The sequence below is a fragment of the bacterium genome (assembly GCA_040753555.1).
Classification (GTDB): Bacteria; UBA9089; UBA9088; order UBA9088; family UBA9088; genus JBFLYE01.
Genome location: JBFMDZ010000044.1, coordinates 1 through 14,174 on the forward strand (window position 1 = coordinate 1; position 14,174 = coordinate 14,174).

Consider the following 14,174-nt stretch of genomic DNA (forward strand, 5'->3'; position numbering starts at 1 on the left):
ACACCAATTGCCATATCCAGGGTTAATGCTCCGGTTGGAATTGCCTCAACCTCCATTGCCTTGGAATCGCCCAATCTCATTACCGCACCCTTTCCAAAATTCTTCTCAATCTGGGATAGGGCAATTTCTAGTGCCTTCTTTTTTTCTTGTTCCATTGTTTTTCCTCCTAAATTCTAAATTCCTAAATTCTAAATTCCTAAATCCTAATGAGGAATATGTCTTTCTTCTTCTTGACTAATAAAATCAATGATTTCTTCTTTTGTTTTTAATACCTTAAGCTTCTCCCTGATATAATTATGCTTAAGGAGCCTTGAAATTTTTGCCAATATCTTTACTTGGGAGACAGTAGCATCCTGTGGAACAACAACCATAAATATGAGATAAACAGGCTCTCCATCTATACTTTTAAAATCTATTCCCTCTTTTAGTCTTCCGAATAAAACTATAAGGTCCTTTGTGCTTTCTGCCTTTGTATGGGGAATAGCAACACCCTGACCTAAGCCTGTGCTCATTACCTCCTCCCTTGCCAAAATGCCTTTTAAAACCTCATTCTCATCAATTTCATTATTCTTTGAGAAAAAAGAAACCATCTCCTTTAAAACATCATCCTTCTTCTTTGACTTAAGATTAAGAACCAAATTGTCCTTTGAAAGAATTTCAGATAATTTCATTTCTCTGCTAAAATAATTACATAATTATCGGATACCTTAATAAATCCTTTATCTATATCAAACCCATTTTTATCAATCATTACCTTTCCCTTTTTAAGGGTTGAAAGAAGGGGTGTATGATTTTCCAGAATACCCATATATCCCATCTCTCCTGGTATAACAACTTGTTCTGCTTTATCCTTAAACAAAATCCCCTCTTTACCCACAAGCTCAACCTCCATAGTCGCTTCGCTTAAATTTTAAATTTCATCCTCTCTTAAATTTAAAATTTGAAATTTACAATTTACAATTTCTTGTACTGTTCCTTAACTTCATCAATATTTCCAACCATATAGAATGCCTGCTCAGGAACATCATCAAGCTCTCCATCTATTATCATTTTAAACCCGGCAACGGTTTCCTTAATGGGAACATATCTTCCCTTTCTTCCTGTAAATACCTCTGCAACAAAGAATGGCTGGGAGAAGAATTTCTGAATCTTCCTTGCCCTTTCAACCATAAGCTTATCCTCTTCAGAAAGCTCATCCATTCCAAGTATAGCAATAATATCCTTAAGGTCTTTGTATCTTTGAAGAACCTTCTGGACATTTCTTGCAACTGTGTAATGCTCAATTCCCACAATATCAGGGGTTAAAATACGGGATGTAGAATCCAATGGGTCAACAGCAGGGTATATTCCAAGCTCTGCAATCTGCCTTGATAAAACAATGCTTGCATCAAGATGGGTGAATGTTGTTGCAGGTGCTGGGTCTGTAAGGTCATCTGCAGGGACATAGATTGCCTGGACAGATGTAATTGAGCCCTTCTTTGTTGAAGTTATCCTCTCCTGCAAAGCACCCATATCGGTTCCTAATGTTGCCTGGTATCCAACAGCAGAGGGAATCCTTCCCAAAAGGGCAGAAACCTCACTTCCTGCCTGGATAAACCTAAAGATATTATCAATAAACAAAAGAATATCGGCACCTCCCATATCGCGGAAATACTCAGCAACGGTTAAGGCAGAAAGACCAACCCTAAATCTAGAACCAGGGGATTCCTGCATTTGGCCATAAACCAGGGCTGTTTTAGAAAGAACGCCGGATTCTTTCATTTCAAGATATAGGTCATTTCCCTCCCTTGTTCTCTCTCCAACGCCAGCAAATACAGAAAAACCACCATGTTGCTCTGCAACATTCCTTATAAGCTCCATTACAAGGACGGTTTTTCCAACGCCTGCACCGCCGAACAAACCTGCCTTTCCTCCCTTTGAAAGTGGAGCTAAAAGGTCAATGGATTTTAACCCTGTTTCAAACATCTCCCTTACAGTCTCCTGCTCCTCAAAAGAGGGTGGCGTTTTATGAATAGGATGGTATGCCTCTGCCTTTACCTCTCCCATTTCATCTATAGGGTTTCCCAATACACCAATCATCCTTCCCAGTATACCTTTGCCAACAGGAACCTTTATGGGTCCTCCTGTATCAATTGCAAGCATCCCCCTTCTTATGCCATCGGTTGATCCTAAAGCTATTGTTCTTGCAATACTATCTCCAAGGTGTTGGGCTACCTCAACAACAAGAATATCCTCATCTTTTTGGATATGAAGGCTGTTATAGATTGGTGGGATATCGCCCTTTTCAAAGAGAACATCCACAATAGGGCCTATTACTTGATTAACTTTACCTGTTCCCATTGTAAATTACAAATTATAAATCTCCATTGTTTCTATTGTCAATTGTAATTTTAATTTTTTTAAAAGGCGAAGGAATGTCATCCAATGCCCTTATCATTCCAAATATCGCCTCTTTAAAGACCCTTTGGACAAACCTATTTAAAGGAATCTTTTTTCCATCAATAAAAAGCCCTGTTTCATCACAATGCCTTTTCTTAATAAAGCCCTCAATAAAATTGGCAATTTTTGGATAATCATTTGGCTTAAAACAAGGAATGTCAAGCCTAAAATCTTTGTTGCTGACAATGGCAATAAGATTATCTTCCTTTTTACAAATGGGTTCATCTCTTGCTATCTCAATCTTTGGCATCTTTTCTCCCTTAAATCCCTCTGTAAGAACAATGTCTACATCAGAAAAAAAGGACATTAAATCTTCAATTGTTTTTTCTTCTGATAAATTTTGAAATAATGCAAAGAGCTTATTGGAAGAGGCGGCTACTATATCAGCCCCTCCTTTAAAATGTTTAAATGTATCCTTTTCCTCCTTATCAAAATCAGAAATTTCTAGGTTGTGATGGATATGTTTTATTATTCCAACAGAGTATCCCCTTTCCTTTAGCTCCTTGATAATGCCTAAAAGAAGGGTTGTCTTTCCACTATTCTTTTTTCCTACAATGGAGATAGCATTCATCACCTTATAGTGTTGTTTAATAAATCATTACTCAGAATTTTACATTTTGCATTTACAAGATATATTGACTCAAATCCTTATCTTCTATAATCTTTTCTAGTTTCTCCCTGATATAGGAAGGATCTATTATAACCTTCTTCTCAGCAATGTTTGGTGCTTGAAATGAAATATCCTCTAAAAGCTTTTCCATAATTGTATATAGCCTCCTAGCCCCTATATCCTCTGTCCTTTCGTTAACAAGGGCTGTAATCCCTGCCATCTCATCTATTGCCTCCTCTGGAAAAACAAGCTCTATGCCTTCTGTTTCAAGGAGGGCTTTATATTGTTTTATCAAGGCATTCTTTGGCATTGTAAGGATAAGCTTAAAATCCTCCTTTTTTAATGATGAAAGCTCAACCCTTATGGGAAATCTTCCCTGAAGCTCAGGGATTAAATCAGATGGCTTTGAGCTAGCAAATGTCCCTGCCGCAATAAACAAAATGTGGTTTGTTTTTACAGGGCCATACCTTGTCATAACCGTTGAGCCTTCAACAATAGGAAGAAGGTCCCTTTGAACACCCTCCCTTGAAATATCTGGCCCATAGCTTTTATCATTGCCACAAATTTTATCAAGCTCATCAAGAAATATTATGCCCTCTTCCTCAACCTTTTTTATAGCCTCTTTAACAACCTTATCATGGTCAATAAGCTTTTCTGTTTCTTCAACCAAAAGAATATTTCTTGCCTCCTCCACAGATATTTTCTTTCTCTTTTTCTTTCCTGGAAGGATATTAGAAAGGCTTTCAAATAGACCAGAATCAAAGATATTTTCCATTCCTGGCATAGCAAATACCTCAACCATTGGAGGTGTCTCCTTTGATTCAATTTCAATAAGCCTTTTTTCCATTTCTCCCCTTTTAAGCATCTGTCTTATCTTTTCCCTTGTCTCCTCCTTTGGCTCTTGTTTTCCTGCTGGAAGGAGGAGGGAGATAAGCCTTTCCTCAACAAAAGAGGCTGCCTTATCCTTTGTCAACTCATACTCCCTTGCCTTTATCATATTTACTGTGATATTTACAAGGTCTCTTATCATAGATTCTACATCCCTGCCAACATATCCTACCTCTGTGAACTTTGTTGCCTCAACCTTTAAGAACGGAAGGTCAGCAAGCTGGGAAACCCTTCTGGAGATTTCTGTTTTTCCAACGCCTGTTGGTCCTATCATAATGATATTCTTTGGACAAACCTCATCCTTTAGCTCATCGGGAAGGCTTATCCTTCTATACCTATTGCGCATAGCAATAGCTACAGCCTTCTTTGCCTCTTTTTGTCCGATGATATATTTATCTAGCTCGGCTACAATCTCAGATGGTGTAAGCTTCATCCCATAAGCTTCTTTACAGCCTTTATGTTTGCTTTTGAAATAGAGGTTTTAAGGCTTAATCTTCTTTTTCTCTCTTTTCTTTTCTTTGTGGCTAAATGGCTATTTCCAGAGCAATTTCTCATAAGCCTTCCACTCCCTGTTATCTTTACCCTCTTCTTCATCCCACTATGCGATTTTAATTTTGGCATTTTTATACCTCCCTTTTAATCTTTTTTAATAATTTTCTTGCAGCATCCTCTTCTGCCTCTTTTTTGCTTTTACCTTTTCCTGCTTCAACCATCCCATCCACGCTAACAGAAACACTAAATATGGGTTTATGATCTTGTCCAGATTTCTCAATAAGCTTATATATTGGAAGGCTTCCATCTTTTCTTTGAACAATCTCCTGAAGAGAGGATTTATAATCCAAAATTTCCTCTTTGTGACACTCAATGTGTTTCATTATAAATAGCTTTGCATTTTCTATTCCAGAATCAATAAAAATAGCACCAACCAATGCCTCAATTGCCTCTGCCAATATAGAGGTCTTTTTCCGTCCACCTGTTTTCTCCTCTCCATTGCTTAAAAACAGAAATTTTCCCAGCTCAATATTTCTTGCCCATTGGACAAGTTGCCTCCTACTAACCATATTTGCCTTCATCTTTGTAAGAAAGCCTTCTGAAAAATCTCCAAATTTTTCAAAGAGATAAGAGGCTGTTATCATATTTAAAACACTGTCTCCAAGAAAGCATAACCTTTCATTGTTATTCTCTCTATCATAAGAGCTATGTGTAAGTGCCTTTTCTAAAACAAGGGGGTTTAAAAATGAGATCCCAATATTTTTTTGAAACCCAGCAAGAATTTTCTCTTTATTCATATCTCTTAAAAACAATAGAGGCATTGTGTCCGCCAAAGCCGAATGAATTTGAAAGGACATAATCTATCTTTGCCTCTTTTGCAATATTCGGAACATAATCAAGGTCGCAATCAGGGTCTTTATATTCATAGTTTATTGTTGGAGGAATTATATTGTTCTTTATAGTAAGGCAAGAGGCAATGGCCTCAATTGCACCTGCTCCTCCCAATAAATGGCCTGTCATAGACTTATTTGCCGTTATTGGAATTTTATAGCTATAATCACCAAATACATTTTTTATTGCCAGGGTTTCTGCCTTATCATTCAATTTTGTTGATGTTCCATGTGCATTTATGCAGGAAATTTTGTCTATAGAAATATTTGCATCAGCAAGGGCATTTTCCATACATAGTGATGCTCCACTTCCATCCTCCTTTGGAGCTGTAATGTGGTATGCATCTGCACTCATTCCATAACCTACAATCTCTGCGTAAATATTTACACCTCTCTTTTTTGCATGGCTTTCATTTTCTAAAATAAGAATCCCGGCACCATTTGACATTACAAAACCATCCCTTTCTCCATCAAATGGCCTGGATGCCTTTTGTGGTTCATTATTCCTTGTAGATAATGCCCTTGCAGCACAAAATCCAGCAAGACCAAGTGGTGTAATGGCTCCTTCGCAACCACCACAAACCATAACATCAGCTGACCCATATTGAATTAGTCTGAACGCCTCGCCAATGGTATGTGTTGATGTAGCGCAGGCTGTAGCTATTGCCAGATTTGGACCAGAAAAGCCAAATTTTATTGAAATAACACCAGATGCCATATCTATTATCATCATTGGAATAAGGAAAGGCGATACCCTCTTTGAACCATCTTTGAGCAAAACGCTATGCTCCCTTTCTAATACATCAAGCCCTCCAATCCCTGAGCCAACAAGGACACCAATTCTTCTTAGATCCTCTTGAGAAAGAGAAATGCCCGAATCTATAATGGCTTCTTGCGTAGCAGCTAGCCCATACTGAATGAATAAAGAGAACCTTCTCTTTTCTTTTTCAGAGAGAATTCCATCAGCATTAAAATCCTTTATCTCCCCTCCTATCCTTGTTGAATACCCTGTTGTATCAAAGGCTTTTATTTCTTCTATTCCAGATTTTCCTTGCAGGAGAGAGGAGAAAAACAGAGGAACAGAATTTCCAATAGGGCTTATAACACCAAGCCCTGTTACAACAACCCTATGTCTCACCTTTCTTTTCTTTGATATATCTAACGGTATCGCCAACGCTTGTTATCTTCTCGGCATCCTCATCTGGAATTTCAAGACCAAATTCATCTTCCAGTGCCATTACAAGCTCAACCGTATCAAGGCTGTCTGTTCCGAGGTCATCAACAAATGAAGCCTCCATAGTAATCTGGGATTCTTGCACCCCTAGCTGGTCAATTATTATCTTTTTTACCCTTTCAAATATCTCGTTTTCCATATTTCACCCCCAAAATTTTAATTTGGAAATAGTATAAGTTTTAAAATTTATTGTGTCTAGTTATTTTTTTATTGACTTTTATTCTTAAGATAAACCATAATAACTCTATGGAAAATAAAAACGCACCAACAATACACCCTGTTTCTTTCTCAGTTTTAAAAAAAGAAAAAACACAAGAAGGTCAGGGAGAAATAACATCATTTGGCGATGTTCCCATTAAAGTAAGCGTTGAGATTGGAAGGACAAAGAAATATGTAAAGGATGTAGTGAATATGAAGGAAGGCGAGATATATGCGCTTGATAAATTGACGGGTGAGCCATTTGATATCCTTGCAAATGGGAAGATAATAGCAAAAGGACAGATTGTTGTTATAAATGACATTGTGGGAATTAGGGTAACAGAATTGGTAAATGAATAATTCTTGGGTTGAAGTAGACCTTTCAGCAATTCTCTATAACATTTCTTGTATCAAAAAGATAACATCTTCAAAAATCTTGGCTGTTGTCAAGGCTGATGCCTATGGACATGGAGCAATTGAGGTTGCAAAGGCTATAAAGGATAGGGTTGATATGCTTGGGGTTTTCTCTATTGATGAGGGAATAGCATTAAGGAACAAGGGAATAAAGAAGCCCATTCTTATTTTAGGACCTTCCCAAGCCTCTTGTGCAAAGGATATAATAAATTATGAGCTTACACCAGCTGTATTTACAGAAGAAATGCTTGAAGCACTTTCATCAAAAGCAAAGAAGCCAATAAATATTCATATAAAGATAGATACAGGGATGTGGAGGATTGGCGTTCCTTATAAAGATGCACCTTTATTTATTGAAAAGGCAATTGCCTATCCGAATATCAAAGTAAGGGGAATATTTTCTCACCTTGCAACATCGTATTTAAAGGACAAATCTTATGCTAAAGAGCAATTTGAAAGGTTTTCCTATGTCCTAAAAAGCCTTTCTCAAAAAAAGATAAATATTCCGATGAGGCATATTGCCGCATCTGCTGGAATTTTAGACCTTTCCCAAATGCACCTTGATATGGTAAGGCCTGGAATATTACTTTATGGCTTATTTCCTTCCAAAGAGGTAGAGAAAAAATTCTTGCCAAAGGAAGCAATGTCATTTAAAACAAGGATAGCATTCTTAAGGAAAATTCCAAAAGGCTCTGGGATATCCTATGGCCAAATATATATTACAGACAAAGAAGCCACAATTGCTGTTATTCCTGTAGGATATTCCCATGGATTAAGGAGGGCTTTATCAAATAAGGGTTATGTTCTTATAAGGGGAAAAAGGGCAAAGATGGTCGGGACAATATGTATGGATATGACAATGATTGATGTGTCAGATATTCCTGATGCCTCTATTGGTGACGAGGTTGTTATATTTGGAAAGCAAGGGGAAGGCTTTATTTCCATTGATGAATTGGCAGATGCTTGCAATACAATAAATTATGAGATAATAACAGGGATAAACCCAAGTCTTTCTAGGATATATAAGAAATAATGTATCTATTCAGGTTATGATAAGTTCTGTTCTTTTAAAAGACACGAGACATCAGACACGAGACATCAGATTAAAAATTCTTAACCTTTCCCCTCACTACTCACTCCTCATCCCTCACTCCTTGTTAGTATTTCCAAAGCAATTGTTTTTTGGCATAAAAACATTAATACTTGAAAACAAATTTTATTTCAGTATATAGCAATTCCAAAAACCTCTCTGTGCTTTCTACCTCAATCGGAAATTTTTCTTTATCTTTTATTTTAAAAATGGCATCCAAAAGGCTATCTTTTGAAAGATTTTCCTCTTTAATAACAATAGTATCCTTTAGGACTTCTGCATTCTTTAATTGGTGTTGGTCAGAAGAAAAAGGATATGGAATAAGGATTGCTGGGATTCCACACCTTTTTATCTCAGCAATAGATACAGCACCTGCCCTTCCTATTATTATATTAGCACAAGCATAGACATATTCCATCTCAAATATGAAGGGAAATATTCGGGATTCTGGATTCTGGATTCTGGATTTTATTGTTGGATAATCTTTTTCTCCGGTTATCCAAAGGATCTGAAATTCTGAAAGGTTTGGAATTGCCTCAAAAAAAACCTCATTTATCCTTGATGAACCCTGAGAGCCACCCATTACAAGGATTGTTTTTTTATCCTTCAAGCCAAAGAATGAAAACCCATCATCCCTTCCTATTTTTCCTATCTCCCTCCTTATTGGGCATCCGGTAAATATTGCATTTTTGGGAGCAAATTCTGTATTTTCATAAGATATGGCAACACTTGTTGCAATTTTTGAAAGAAGCCTGTTTGCCAAGCCCATCTTTGCATTCTGTTCATGAATTATCCTTTTAATTCTAAGGAAAAAGCCTGCAAGGATAGGTGGAAATGATGGATAGCCCCCCATTCCGATAATAGCCTTTGGTCTTTCCTTGATGAGAATAAAAAAAGAGGCAATTATACAGAAGATATTAGAAAATATAACACCTAGCGTATTTAATGAAAACAGCCTCCTTTTCCAAAATGATATGGGAATGACATAAACCCTAAAGCCAGATTTTTTGATTATTTGGCAAGCCATCCCTTTTTTTCCTGTGATAAAGAAAGGCTTAAATTCCTTTATCCCTTCTGCTATGGCTATCCCTGGATAGATATGACCTCCGGTCCCACCGCAAGCAATAGCTATTTTCACTCTTTTGCTCTTTCAATCACCCTTTTTTCCTCTTCCTTCGCATCTTCTCCATGAACCTTAGAAAGCTCAAGGAATAGCCTTTTTTCCTCCTTTGAGAGCCTAGTAGGAAGGCAAACAATTACCCTTACAAATAAATCTCCATATCCATAACCCTTAAATCTTGGCATACCTTTACCCTGCAATCTAAATACCCTGTGTGTCTGCGTTCCCTCTGGAACTTTAAGCCTTGCCTTTTTTCCATCAATTAAAGGAATTTCTATTTCTCCACCTAATGTTGCTTTGATAAAGCCTATTGGATTATCAAGGATAAGGTTATCACCATCTCGGATAAATCGCTTATGCTCCTTAATGTGGATGACAATATAGAGGTCGCCAGGGGAACCGCCACCTATTCCTATCTCTCCCTCTCCCTGTATCCTTATGCTTGTTCCAGATTCAATACCTTGTGGGATTTTAATGGTTATTGTCTTCTTTCTATGGATAAAACCCCTTCCCCTACATTCAGGGCAGGATGTTGTAATAATTGAGCCACCTCCATCACACCTTGTGCAGGTTCTTGAAATTGAGAAAAACCCTGTTTGCTGAATAAGCCTTCCACTTCCATTACAGGTTGGGCAAGTCTTTCTTTCTGTCCCTCCTTCCCCTCCACAGAAAGAACAAACCTCCTTCTTTTCAAAGGAGATTTTCTCCTCCTTTCCAAAATATGCATCCTCAAGGGAAATTTCTAAATCATACCTTAAATTCTCTCCCCTATGAGCCCTTTTTCCTCTTCTTCCAAATATTTCTCCAAATATCCCTCCGCCAAATATATCGCCAAATATATCCTCAATATCGCCAAAATGGGTAAAATCAGACCATGTGAACCCTCCCCTACCAAATGTAGTTTTCATGCCTTCATGACCAAATTGGTCATATTGCGACCTCTTTTGTGGAGAAGAGAGAACCTCGTAAGCCTCAGCAAGCTCCTTAAATTTCTCCTCTGCTTGCTTACTTCCTCCTGCTACATCTGGATGGTATTTTTTGGCAAGCCTTCTATATGCAGATTTTATCTCATCAGAGCTTGCATTCTTTGAAACGCCGAGGATTTCATAATAATCCCTTTTCATTAAACCTGTTCTTTCAAAGCTTTTTCTACTTCACAAACACTCAAACCAAGAGAAACAGGAAAGCCTAAATCAGAAAGGGTCATCTCCAGAGCAGCAATTGTTGTTATGAGATCAAATTTTTCTACATAGCCAAGATGGGCTATTCTAAATATTTTATCCTCAAGCTCTCCTTGACCCTTTGCAATATTCACACCATAAATATCTTTCATCCTATTGTAGAGCTTACCAGCATCAATACCCTCTGGAACCTTCACTGATGTTAAGGCATTTGATGGCTTTTTTGCAAACAAAGAAAGCCCTAAAGCAGAGACAGCAGACCTTGTTGCTAAAGCTAGTTTTTTATGCCTCTCTATGACATTAGAAAGCCCCTCTTTTTTTATCCTATCCAAAGCAATAGATAAACCCCGAATTAGAGAAATTGCAGGGGTAAATGGTGTATCATTCTTTTCTTGTGCTTTATTTGCCTTTTTGAATGAGAAATAGTATTTACAAAGGTCTGATTTTTCTGCCTCCTCTAATACCCTTTTGCTTACTGCAACAAAACAAAGACCTGGTGGCATCATTAAACCCTTTTGTGAGCCAGAAACACAGGCATCCACATTCCATGTATCCATAAAAAAGCTATCTGCACAAAGCCCAGAAATAGCGTCTACTACAAGAAGGCTATTATATTCCTTGCAAATATTCCCTATTGCCTCAATGTCTGAGACAACACCAGACGATGTCTCGCAAAGGGTTGAAAAAACAGCCTTTATTTTATCCTTTTGTAAAATCTTCCTTACATCTTCTGGATCTGGGCAATCCCCTTCGGGGACATTAAGAACCTCAAATTTAATCTTATAAGCCTTACAAAGCTCGCTCCACCTCTCTCCAAACTTTCCTGCGATAATAACCAATGCCTTATCAGATGACGATAAAATATTACAAACGCAAGCCTCCATCCCTCCTGTTCCTGAACTTGCAAATATAAATACAGGGTTTTGGGTTTGAAATACATACCTTAAACCCTCCTGTGTATTTTTTAAGACCTCCTGAAATTCCTTTGTTCTATGATGGATTATGGGCTTTGCCATCTCCAATAGGACATCATCTGGAATCATTGTTGGCCCTGGTGTCATAAGATATTTTTTCATTTTTCTTCCTCCTTTAAATAATCATTCATAATATTTTTATGGTCAAAGAGAAGACCGTCTGGAAAATTATTCCTTTCAAAAACTCTTGCTTCCAATGCATCATCCCCTCCAATTGGCTCTCCACTTGCCTTTGCAATAAATACCGTTGATATTGTATGAAACCGTGGGTCTCTATTTGGGTCTGAGTATGTATGAAATTGCCTGATAAGTGTAATATCAAGGCCTGTCTCCTCCTTTGCCTCCCTTATTGCAGCAAGCTCTAATGTCTCACCATACGAAACAAACCCTCCAGGTAAAGCCCAGCCATATGGAGGGTTTTTCCTCTTTATGAAAACAATTCCGCCCCCTATCTCAATAATTATATCAACGGTTGAATATGGATGTTTCATAGCATAAGTATAATAAAATGTAAGGGTTTTATCAACATTTAATACGAAAATATAACTATAAAAAGAAATAGGATACTTATCATTCCGTTCGTTGTAAAGAATGCTTCGTTTATTCTATTTCTATCCCTTATGATTATATGCTGCCTTACAAGGAGAAGGAATATAAAGAAAAATCCAATCCAATATTTTAATCCAAATTGCGATAATATTCCAAAAGGGATAAGGAGAATGCCAGAAAGTATGTGGAGAAGAAAAGAAATTTGCTGTGCCCTTCTTTCTCCAAACCTTTGTGGGATTGAATAAAGGTTATATTCTTTATCAAATTGCATATCAAGTAATGAATAAATAATATCAAATCCAGAGACCCATAATATAACAAATAACCCAAGGATTAGGCTTAAAACATCGCATTTTCCAGAAACAGCAAGGAAGCCTCCAATTGGGGCGCAAGCAAGACAAGCCCCAAGATAAAAATGGCTTGTCCAAGTAAATCTTTTTGTGTAAGGATAGGAGCTAATAAGAAACAGGGCAATGGGTGAAAGAAAAAGACAGGTTAGGTTAAGCTTAAATGATGAGAATAAAAAGAGAAAAATGGATAAAATAAGAATGGGAATTGTCTCTTTAATCTTTATCCTTCCTGTAATAAATGGCCTATTTTGCGTTCTTGGATTTTTTCTATCAATTTCTTTGTCTATTATCCTGTTTAGAAGCATAGCAGAGGTTCTTGCAAAGACACAGGCTAATGTAATCCAAAGCCAATAATAAAATGGCATAATCCCCTTGTAGGCTATAATTCCTCCAATATATGCAAATGGAAGGGCAAAAACACTATGCTCAAATTTTATAAGAACAAAGAATGATAAAATCTTATTAAACAATTGCCCTTTCAATGGCTTTTACTATCCTGAATGCAAGGTATGCTGCGCCAAATCCATTGTCTATATTTACAACACCTATACCAGGGGCACAGGAATTAAGCATAGTAAGAAGGGGAGCTATGCCAGAAAAACAAGCACCATATCCAATACTTGTTGGAACAGCAATTACAGGACAAGGGACAAGGCCACCAACAACAGAGGCTAATGCTCCATCCATTCCAGCAACAACAATAATACAAATTGCCTTTTCAAGATTCTCCTTTTCATTAAATAGCCTATGGATTCCAGCAACACCAACATCATAAGCCTTAATGACCTCTATATCCATTATCTGTAATGTTGTTGCTGCCTCCTCTGCTATAGGTATATCCGATGTTCCTCCTGTTAAAATAAGAACAGGGCCAAATAATTTATCGGCTTTTTTCCTCCTTATGGTAATACAATTAGCGTTTTCGTGCCACATTGCATTATTTTCAATTGCCTTTACCTTAGAATAAACATCAAAATTTGTCCTTGTAATAAGGATATTTCCTTTTCCCTTTAAAGCCTCCTTAACAATATTTAAAATATCCTCCTTTTTCTTTTCGCTCCCAAGGATTACCTCAGCAAACCCCTGCCTTATTAACCTATTATGGTCAAATTTAAAGAAACTTCCCTCAAATGTAGTCTTTCTTGAAGGCATTTTTAAAAAAGGAAAAATTTAAAAAACCGTATCTACTCACCTTATGACAAGTGAACAATAAACCATAAATCCCAATAAATTTGTTGTAAGGTCAAAGGTCTAGGGTCAAGGTCTATGGTTTAACCTTCAACCTTGAGCCTTCAGCCTTGAGCCATTTTGCTTTTGTTTAGAATTTTGTGCTTTGAATTTCGTGCTTTGGATTTAGAATTTCTGTTATGTGTTTAGCTCTCTTATAGTGTATAGATCAACTTTTGGTTAAGATTATATCCTTTTTGCTTCCATGTAGTCAAGACAGAAGTAATTACTTCATGGATTTTAGTTCCTTTCTTATTCCTTAAGGTTTGTGATTATCTTGCGAATACTACATGCTCTCTTAATCCCCTTTCTGCTCTGTTATTGGTTAGTTCTACCTTTGGATGAAGAACAAAGGTAAAGAGATGTTTTAAGGCTTTTTGTAGCTTCTTGGTAAATTCCTATATTTCGCTACCTTTGTCCAGAATTACCTCTAAACAGGATATATTATATCAAAAACACATCACAAAAACATAGCCTCTTTTTTCCTTTGTAGATTTTTTTGTTAAATACCATCAAAA

General features: G+C 37.1%; 18 protein-coding genes and 1 pseudogene. 2 read left to right on the forward strand and 17 right to left on the reverse strand.

The features are described from left to right. The 10 genes from AB1630_05320 to acpP form a co-directional block, all read right to left on the reverse strand. The coding region (locus AB1630_05320; GenBank protein MEW6103222.1) for a DNA recombination/repair protein RecA at positions 1 to 155 on the reverse strand (155 nt) is incomplete at its 3' end. A 48-nt stretch (positions 156 to 203) separates the two neighbouring features. Next, complete coding sequence (locus tag AB1630_05325) at positions 204 to 671, reverse strand: PTS sugar transporter subunit IIA (GenBank protein MEW6103223.1); 468 nt, start codon at positions 669 to 671, stop codon at positions 204 to 206. After that, a complete protein-coding gene (locus AB1630_05330) occupies positions 668 to 892 on the reverse strand; it encodes a hypothetical protein (GenBank protein MEW6103224.1) in 225 nt (74 codons plus the stop codon). Before AB1630_05330 ends, AB1630_05325 begins: the two co-directional genes overlap by 4 nt. Positions 893 to 954: 62 nt before the next feature. Then, the gene (gene atpD / locus AB1630_05335; protein MEW6103225.1) at positions 955 to 2,340 is read right to left on the reverse strand and encodes a F0F1 ATP synthase subunit beta; all 1,386 of its coding nucleotides are present in this window, start codon (positions 2,338 to 2,340) and stop codon (positions 955 to 957) included. Positions 2,341 to 2,353: 13 nt separating this feature from the next. Continuing rightward, positions 2,354 to 3,010, reverse strand: coding sequence for a molybdopterin-guanine dinucleotide biosynthesis protein B (gene mobB / locus AB1630_05340; GenBank protein ID MEW6103226.1), 657 nt, complete (start codon positions 3,008 to 3,010; stop codon positions 2,354 to 2,356). Between the two features lie 52 nt (positions 3,011 to 3,062). Then, positions 3,063 to 4,370 (reverse strand): ATP-dependent protease ATPase subunit HslU, encoded by a 1,308-nt coding sequence (gene hslU / locus AB1630_05345; protein MEW6103227.1) that lies wholly within the window; start codon positions 4,368 to 4,370, stop codon positions 3,063 to 3,065. After that, entirely contained in the window at positions 4,367 to 4,558 is a 192-nt protein-coding gene (rpmI, locus tag AB1630_05350; protein ID MEW6103228.1) for a 50S ribosomal protein L35, read from the reverse strand. The genes hslU and rpmI overlap by 4 nt, the downstream gene beginning before the upstream one ends. Before the next feature lie 2 nt (positions 4,559 to 4,560). Next, positions 4,561 to 5,226 carry a ribonuclease III gene (gene rnc, locus AB1630_05355; protein MEW6103229.1) on the reverse strand — a complete coding sequence of 222 codons (666 nt, stop codon included), beginning with the start codon at positions 5,224 to 5,226 and terminating at the stop codon, positions 4,561 to 4,563. Continuing rightward, the gene (gene fabF, locus AB1630_05360; GenBank protein MEW6103230.1) at positions 5,219 to 6,457 is read right to left on the reverse strand and encodes a beta-ketoacyl-ACP synthase II; all 1,239 of its coding nucleotides are present in this window, start codon (positions 6,455 to 6,457) and stop codon (positions 5,219 to 5,221) included. Before fabF ends, rnc begins: the two co-directional genes overlap by 8 nt. Then, positions 6,447 to 6,692, reverse strand: a complete 246-nt coding sequence (gene acpP, locus AB1630_05365) for an acyl carrier protein (protein MEW6103231.1) — start codon at positions 6,690 to 6,692, stop codon at positions 6,447 to 6,449. Before acpP ends, fabF begins: the two co-directional genes overlap by 11 nt. Positions 6,693 to 6,799: 107 nt before the next feature. Here acpP and AB1630_05370 point away from each other — a divergent pair, with 107 nt between their 5' ends. Beyond that, complete coding sequence (locus AB1630_05370) at positions 6,800 to 7,111, forward strand: FliM/FliN family flagellar motor switch protein (protein MEW6103232.1); 312 nt, start codon at positions 6,800 to 6,802, stop codon at positions 7,109 to 7,111. Next, entirely contained in the window at positions 7,104 to 8,198 is a 1,095-nt protein-coding gene (gene alr / locus AB1630_05375) for an alanine racemase (protein MEW6103233.1), read from the forward strand. Before AB1630_05370 ends, alr begins: the two co-directional genes overlap by 8 nt. A gap of 163 nt (positions 8,199 to 8,361) precedes the next feature. Here the strand turns inward: alr and AB1630_05380 are convergent, their stop codons facing one another. The 7 genes and pseudogenes from AB1630_05380 to AB1630_05410 all read right to left on the reverse strand — a co-directional run bounded on the left by AB1630_05380 (position 8,362) and on the right by AB1630_05410 (position 14,033). After that, entirely contained in the window at positions 8,362 to 9,393 is a 1,032-nt protein-coding gene (locus AB1630_05380; protein MEW6103234.1) for a UDP-N-acetylglucosamine--N-acetylmuramyl-(pentapeptide) pyrophosphoryl-undecaprenol N-acetylglucosamine transferase, read from the reverse strand. Continuing rightward, entirely contained in the window at positions 9,390 to 10,499 is a 1,110-nt protein-coding gene (gene dnaJ, locus AB1630_05385; GenBank protein MEW6103235.1) for a molecular chaperone DnaJ, read from the reverse strand. The genes AB1630_05380 and dnaJ overlap by 4 nt, the downstream gene beginning before the upstream one ends. Beyond that, a complete protein-coding gene (locus AB1630_05390; protein ID MEW6103236.1) occupies positions 10,499 to 11,632 on the reverse strand; it encodes an alanine--glyoxylate aminotransferase family protein in 1,134 nt (377 codons plus the stop codon). The genes dnaJ and AB1630_05390 overlap by 1 nt, the downstream gene beginning before the upstream one ends. Beyond that, complete coding sequence (locus AB1630_05395) at positions 11,629 to 12,021, reverse strand: NUDIX hydrolase (GenBank protein MEW6103237.1); 393 nt, start codon at positions 12,019 to 12,021, stop codon at positions 11,629 to 11,631. Before AB1630_05395 ends, AB1630_05390 begins: the two co-directional genes overlap by 4 nt. Positions 12,022 to 12,059: 38 nt before the next feature. Beyond that, on the reverse strand, positions 12,060 to 12,911 hold the full coding sequence (locus tag AB1630_05400; protein MEW6103238.1) for a UbiA-like polyprenyltransferase: 852 nt from the start codon (positions 12,909 to 12,911) through the stop codon (positions 12,060 to 12,062). Continuing rightward, complete coding sequence (larB, locus tag AB1630_05405) at positions 12,892 to 13,581, reverse strand: nickel pincer cofactor biosynthesis protein LarB (protein MEW6103239.1); 690 nt, start codon at positions 13,579 to 13,581, stop codon at positions 12,892 to 12,894. The genes AB1630_05400 and larB overlap by 20 nt, the downstream gene beginning before the upstream one ends. A gap of 347 nt (positions 13,582 to 13,928) precedes the next feature. After that, positions 13,929 to 14,033, reverse strand: a pseudogene (locus AB1630_05410) (hypothetical protein). Positions 14,034 to 14,174: the final 141 nt, after the last annotated feature.

What these genes read in the sequence shown, in the direction of transcription:
- AB1630_05325 (MEW6103223.1), bottom strand. Translation starts at nt 671, where the DNA reads ATGAAATTATCTGAAATTCTTTCAAAGGACAATTTGGTTCTTAATCTT.
- AB1630_05330 (MEW6103224.1), bottom strand. Translation starts at nt 892, where the DNA reads ATGGAGGTTGAGCTTGTGGGTAAAGAGGGGATTTTGTTTAAGGATAAA.
- atpD (MEW6103225.1), bottom strand. Translation starts at nt 2,340, where the DNA reads ATGGGAACAGGTAAAGTTAATCAAGTAATAGGCCCTATTGTGGATGTT.
- mobB (MEW6103226.1), bottom strand. Translation starts at nt 3,010, where the DNA reads ATGAATGCTATCTCCATTGTAGGAAAAAAGAATAGTGGAAAGACAACC.
- hslU (MEW6103227.1), bottom strand. Translation starts at nt 4,370, where the DNA reads ATGAAGCTTACACCATCTGAGATTGTAGCCGAGCTAGATAAATATATC.
- rpmI (MEW6103228.1), bottom strand. Translation starts at nt 4,558, where the DNA reads ATGCCAAAATTAAAATCGCATAGTGGGATGAAGAAGAGGGTAAAGATA.
- rnc (MEW6103229.1), bottom strand. Translation starts at nt 5,226, where the DNA reads ATGAATAAAGAGAAAATTCTTGCTGGGTTTCAAAAAAATATTGGGATC.
- acpP (MEW6103231.1), bottom strand. Translation starts at nt 6,692, where the DNA reads ATGGAAAACGAGATATTTGAAAGGGTAAAAAAGATAATAATTGACCAG.
- AB1630_05370 (MEW6103232.1), top strand. Translation starts at nt 6,800, where the DNA reads ATGGAAAATAAAAACGCACCAACAATACACCCTGTTTCTTTCTCAGTT.
- alr (MEW6103233.1), top strand. Translation starts at nt 7,104, where the DNA reads ATGAATAATTCTTGGGTTGAAGTAGACCTTTCAGCAATTCTCTATAAC.
- dnaJ (MEW6103235.1), bottom strand. Translation starts at nt 10,499, where the DNA reads ATGAAAAGGGATTATTATGAAATCCTCGGCGTTTCAAAGAATGCAAGC.
- AB1630_05390 (MEW6103236.1), bottom strand. Translation starts at nt 11,632, where the DNA reads ATGAAAAAATATCTTATGACACCAGGGCCAACAATGATTCCAGATGAT.
- AB1630_05395 (MEW6103237.1), bottom strand. Translation starts at nt 12,021, where the DNA reads ATGAAACATCCATATTCAACCGTTGATATAATTATTGAGATAGGGGGC.
- larB (MEW6103239.1), bottom strand. Translation starts at nt 13,581, where the DNA reads ATGCCTTCAAGAAAGACTACATTTGAGGGAAGTTTCTTTAAATTTGAC.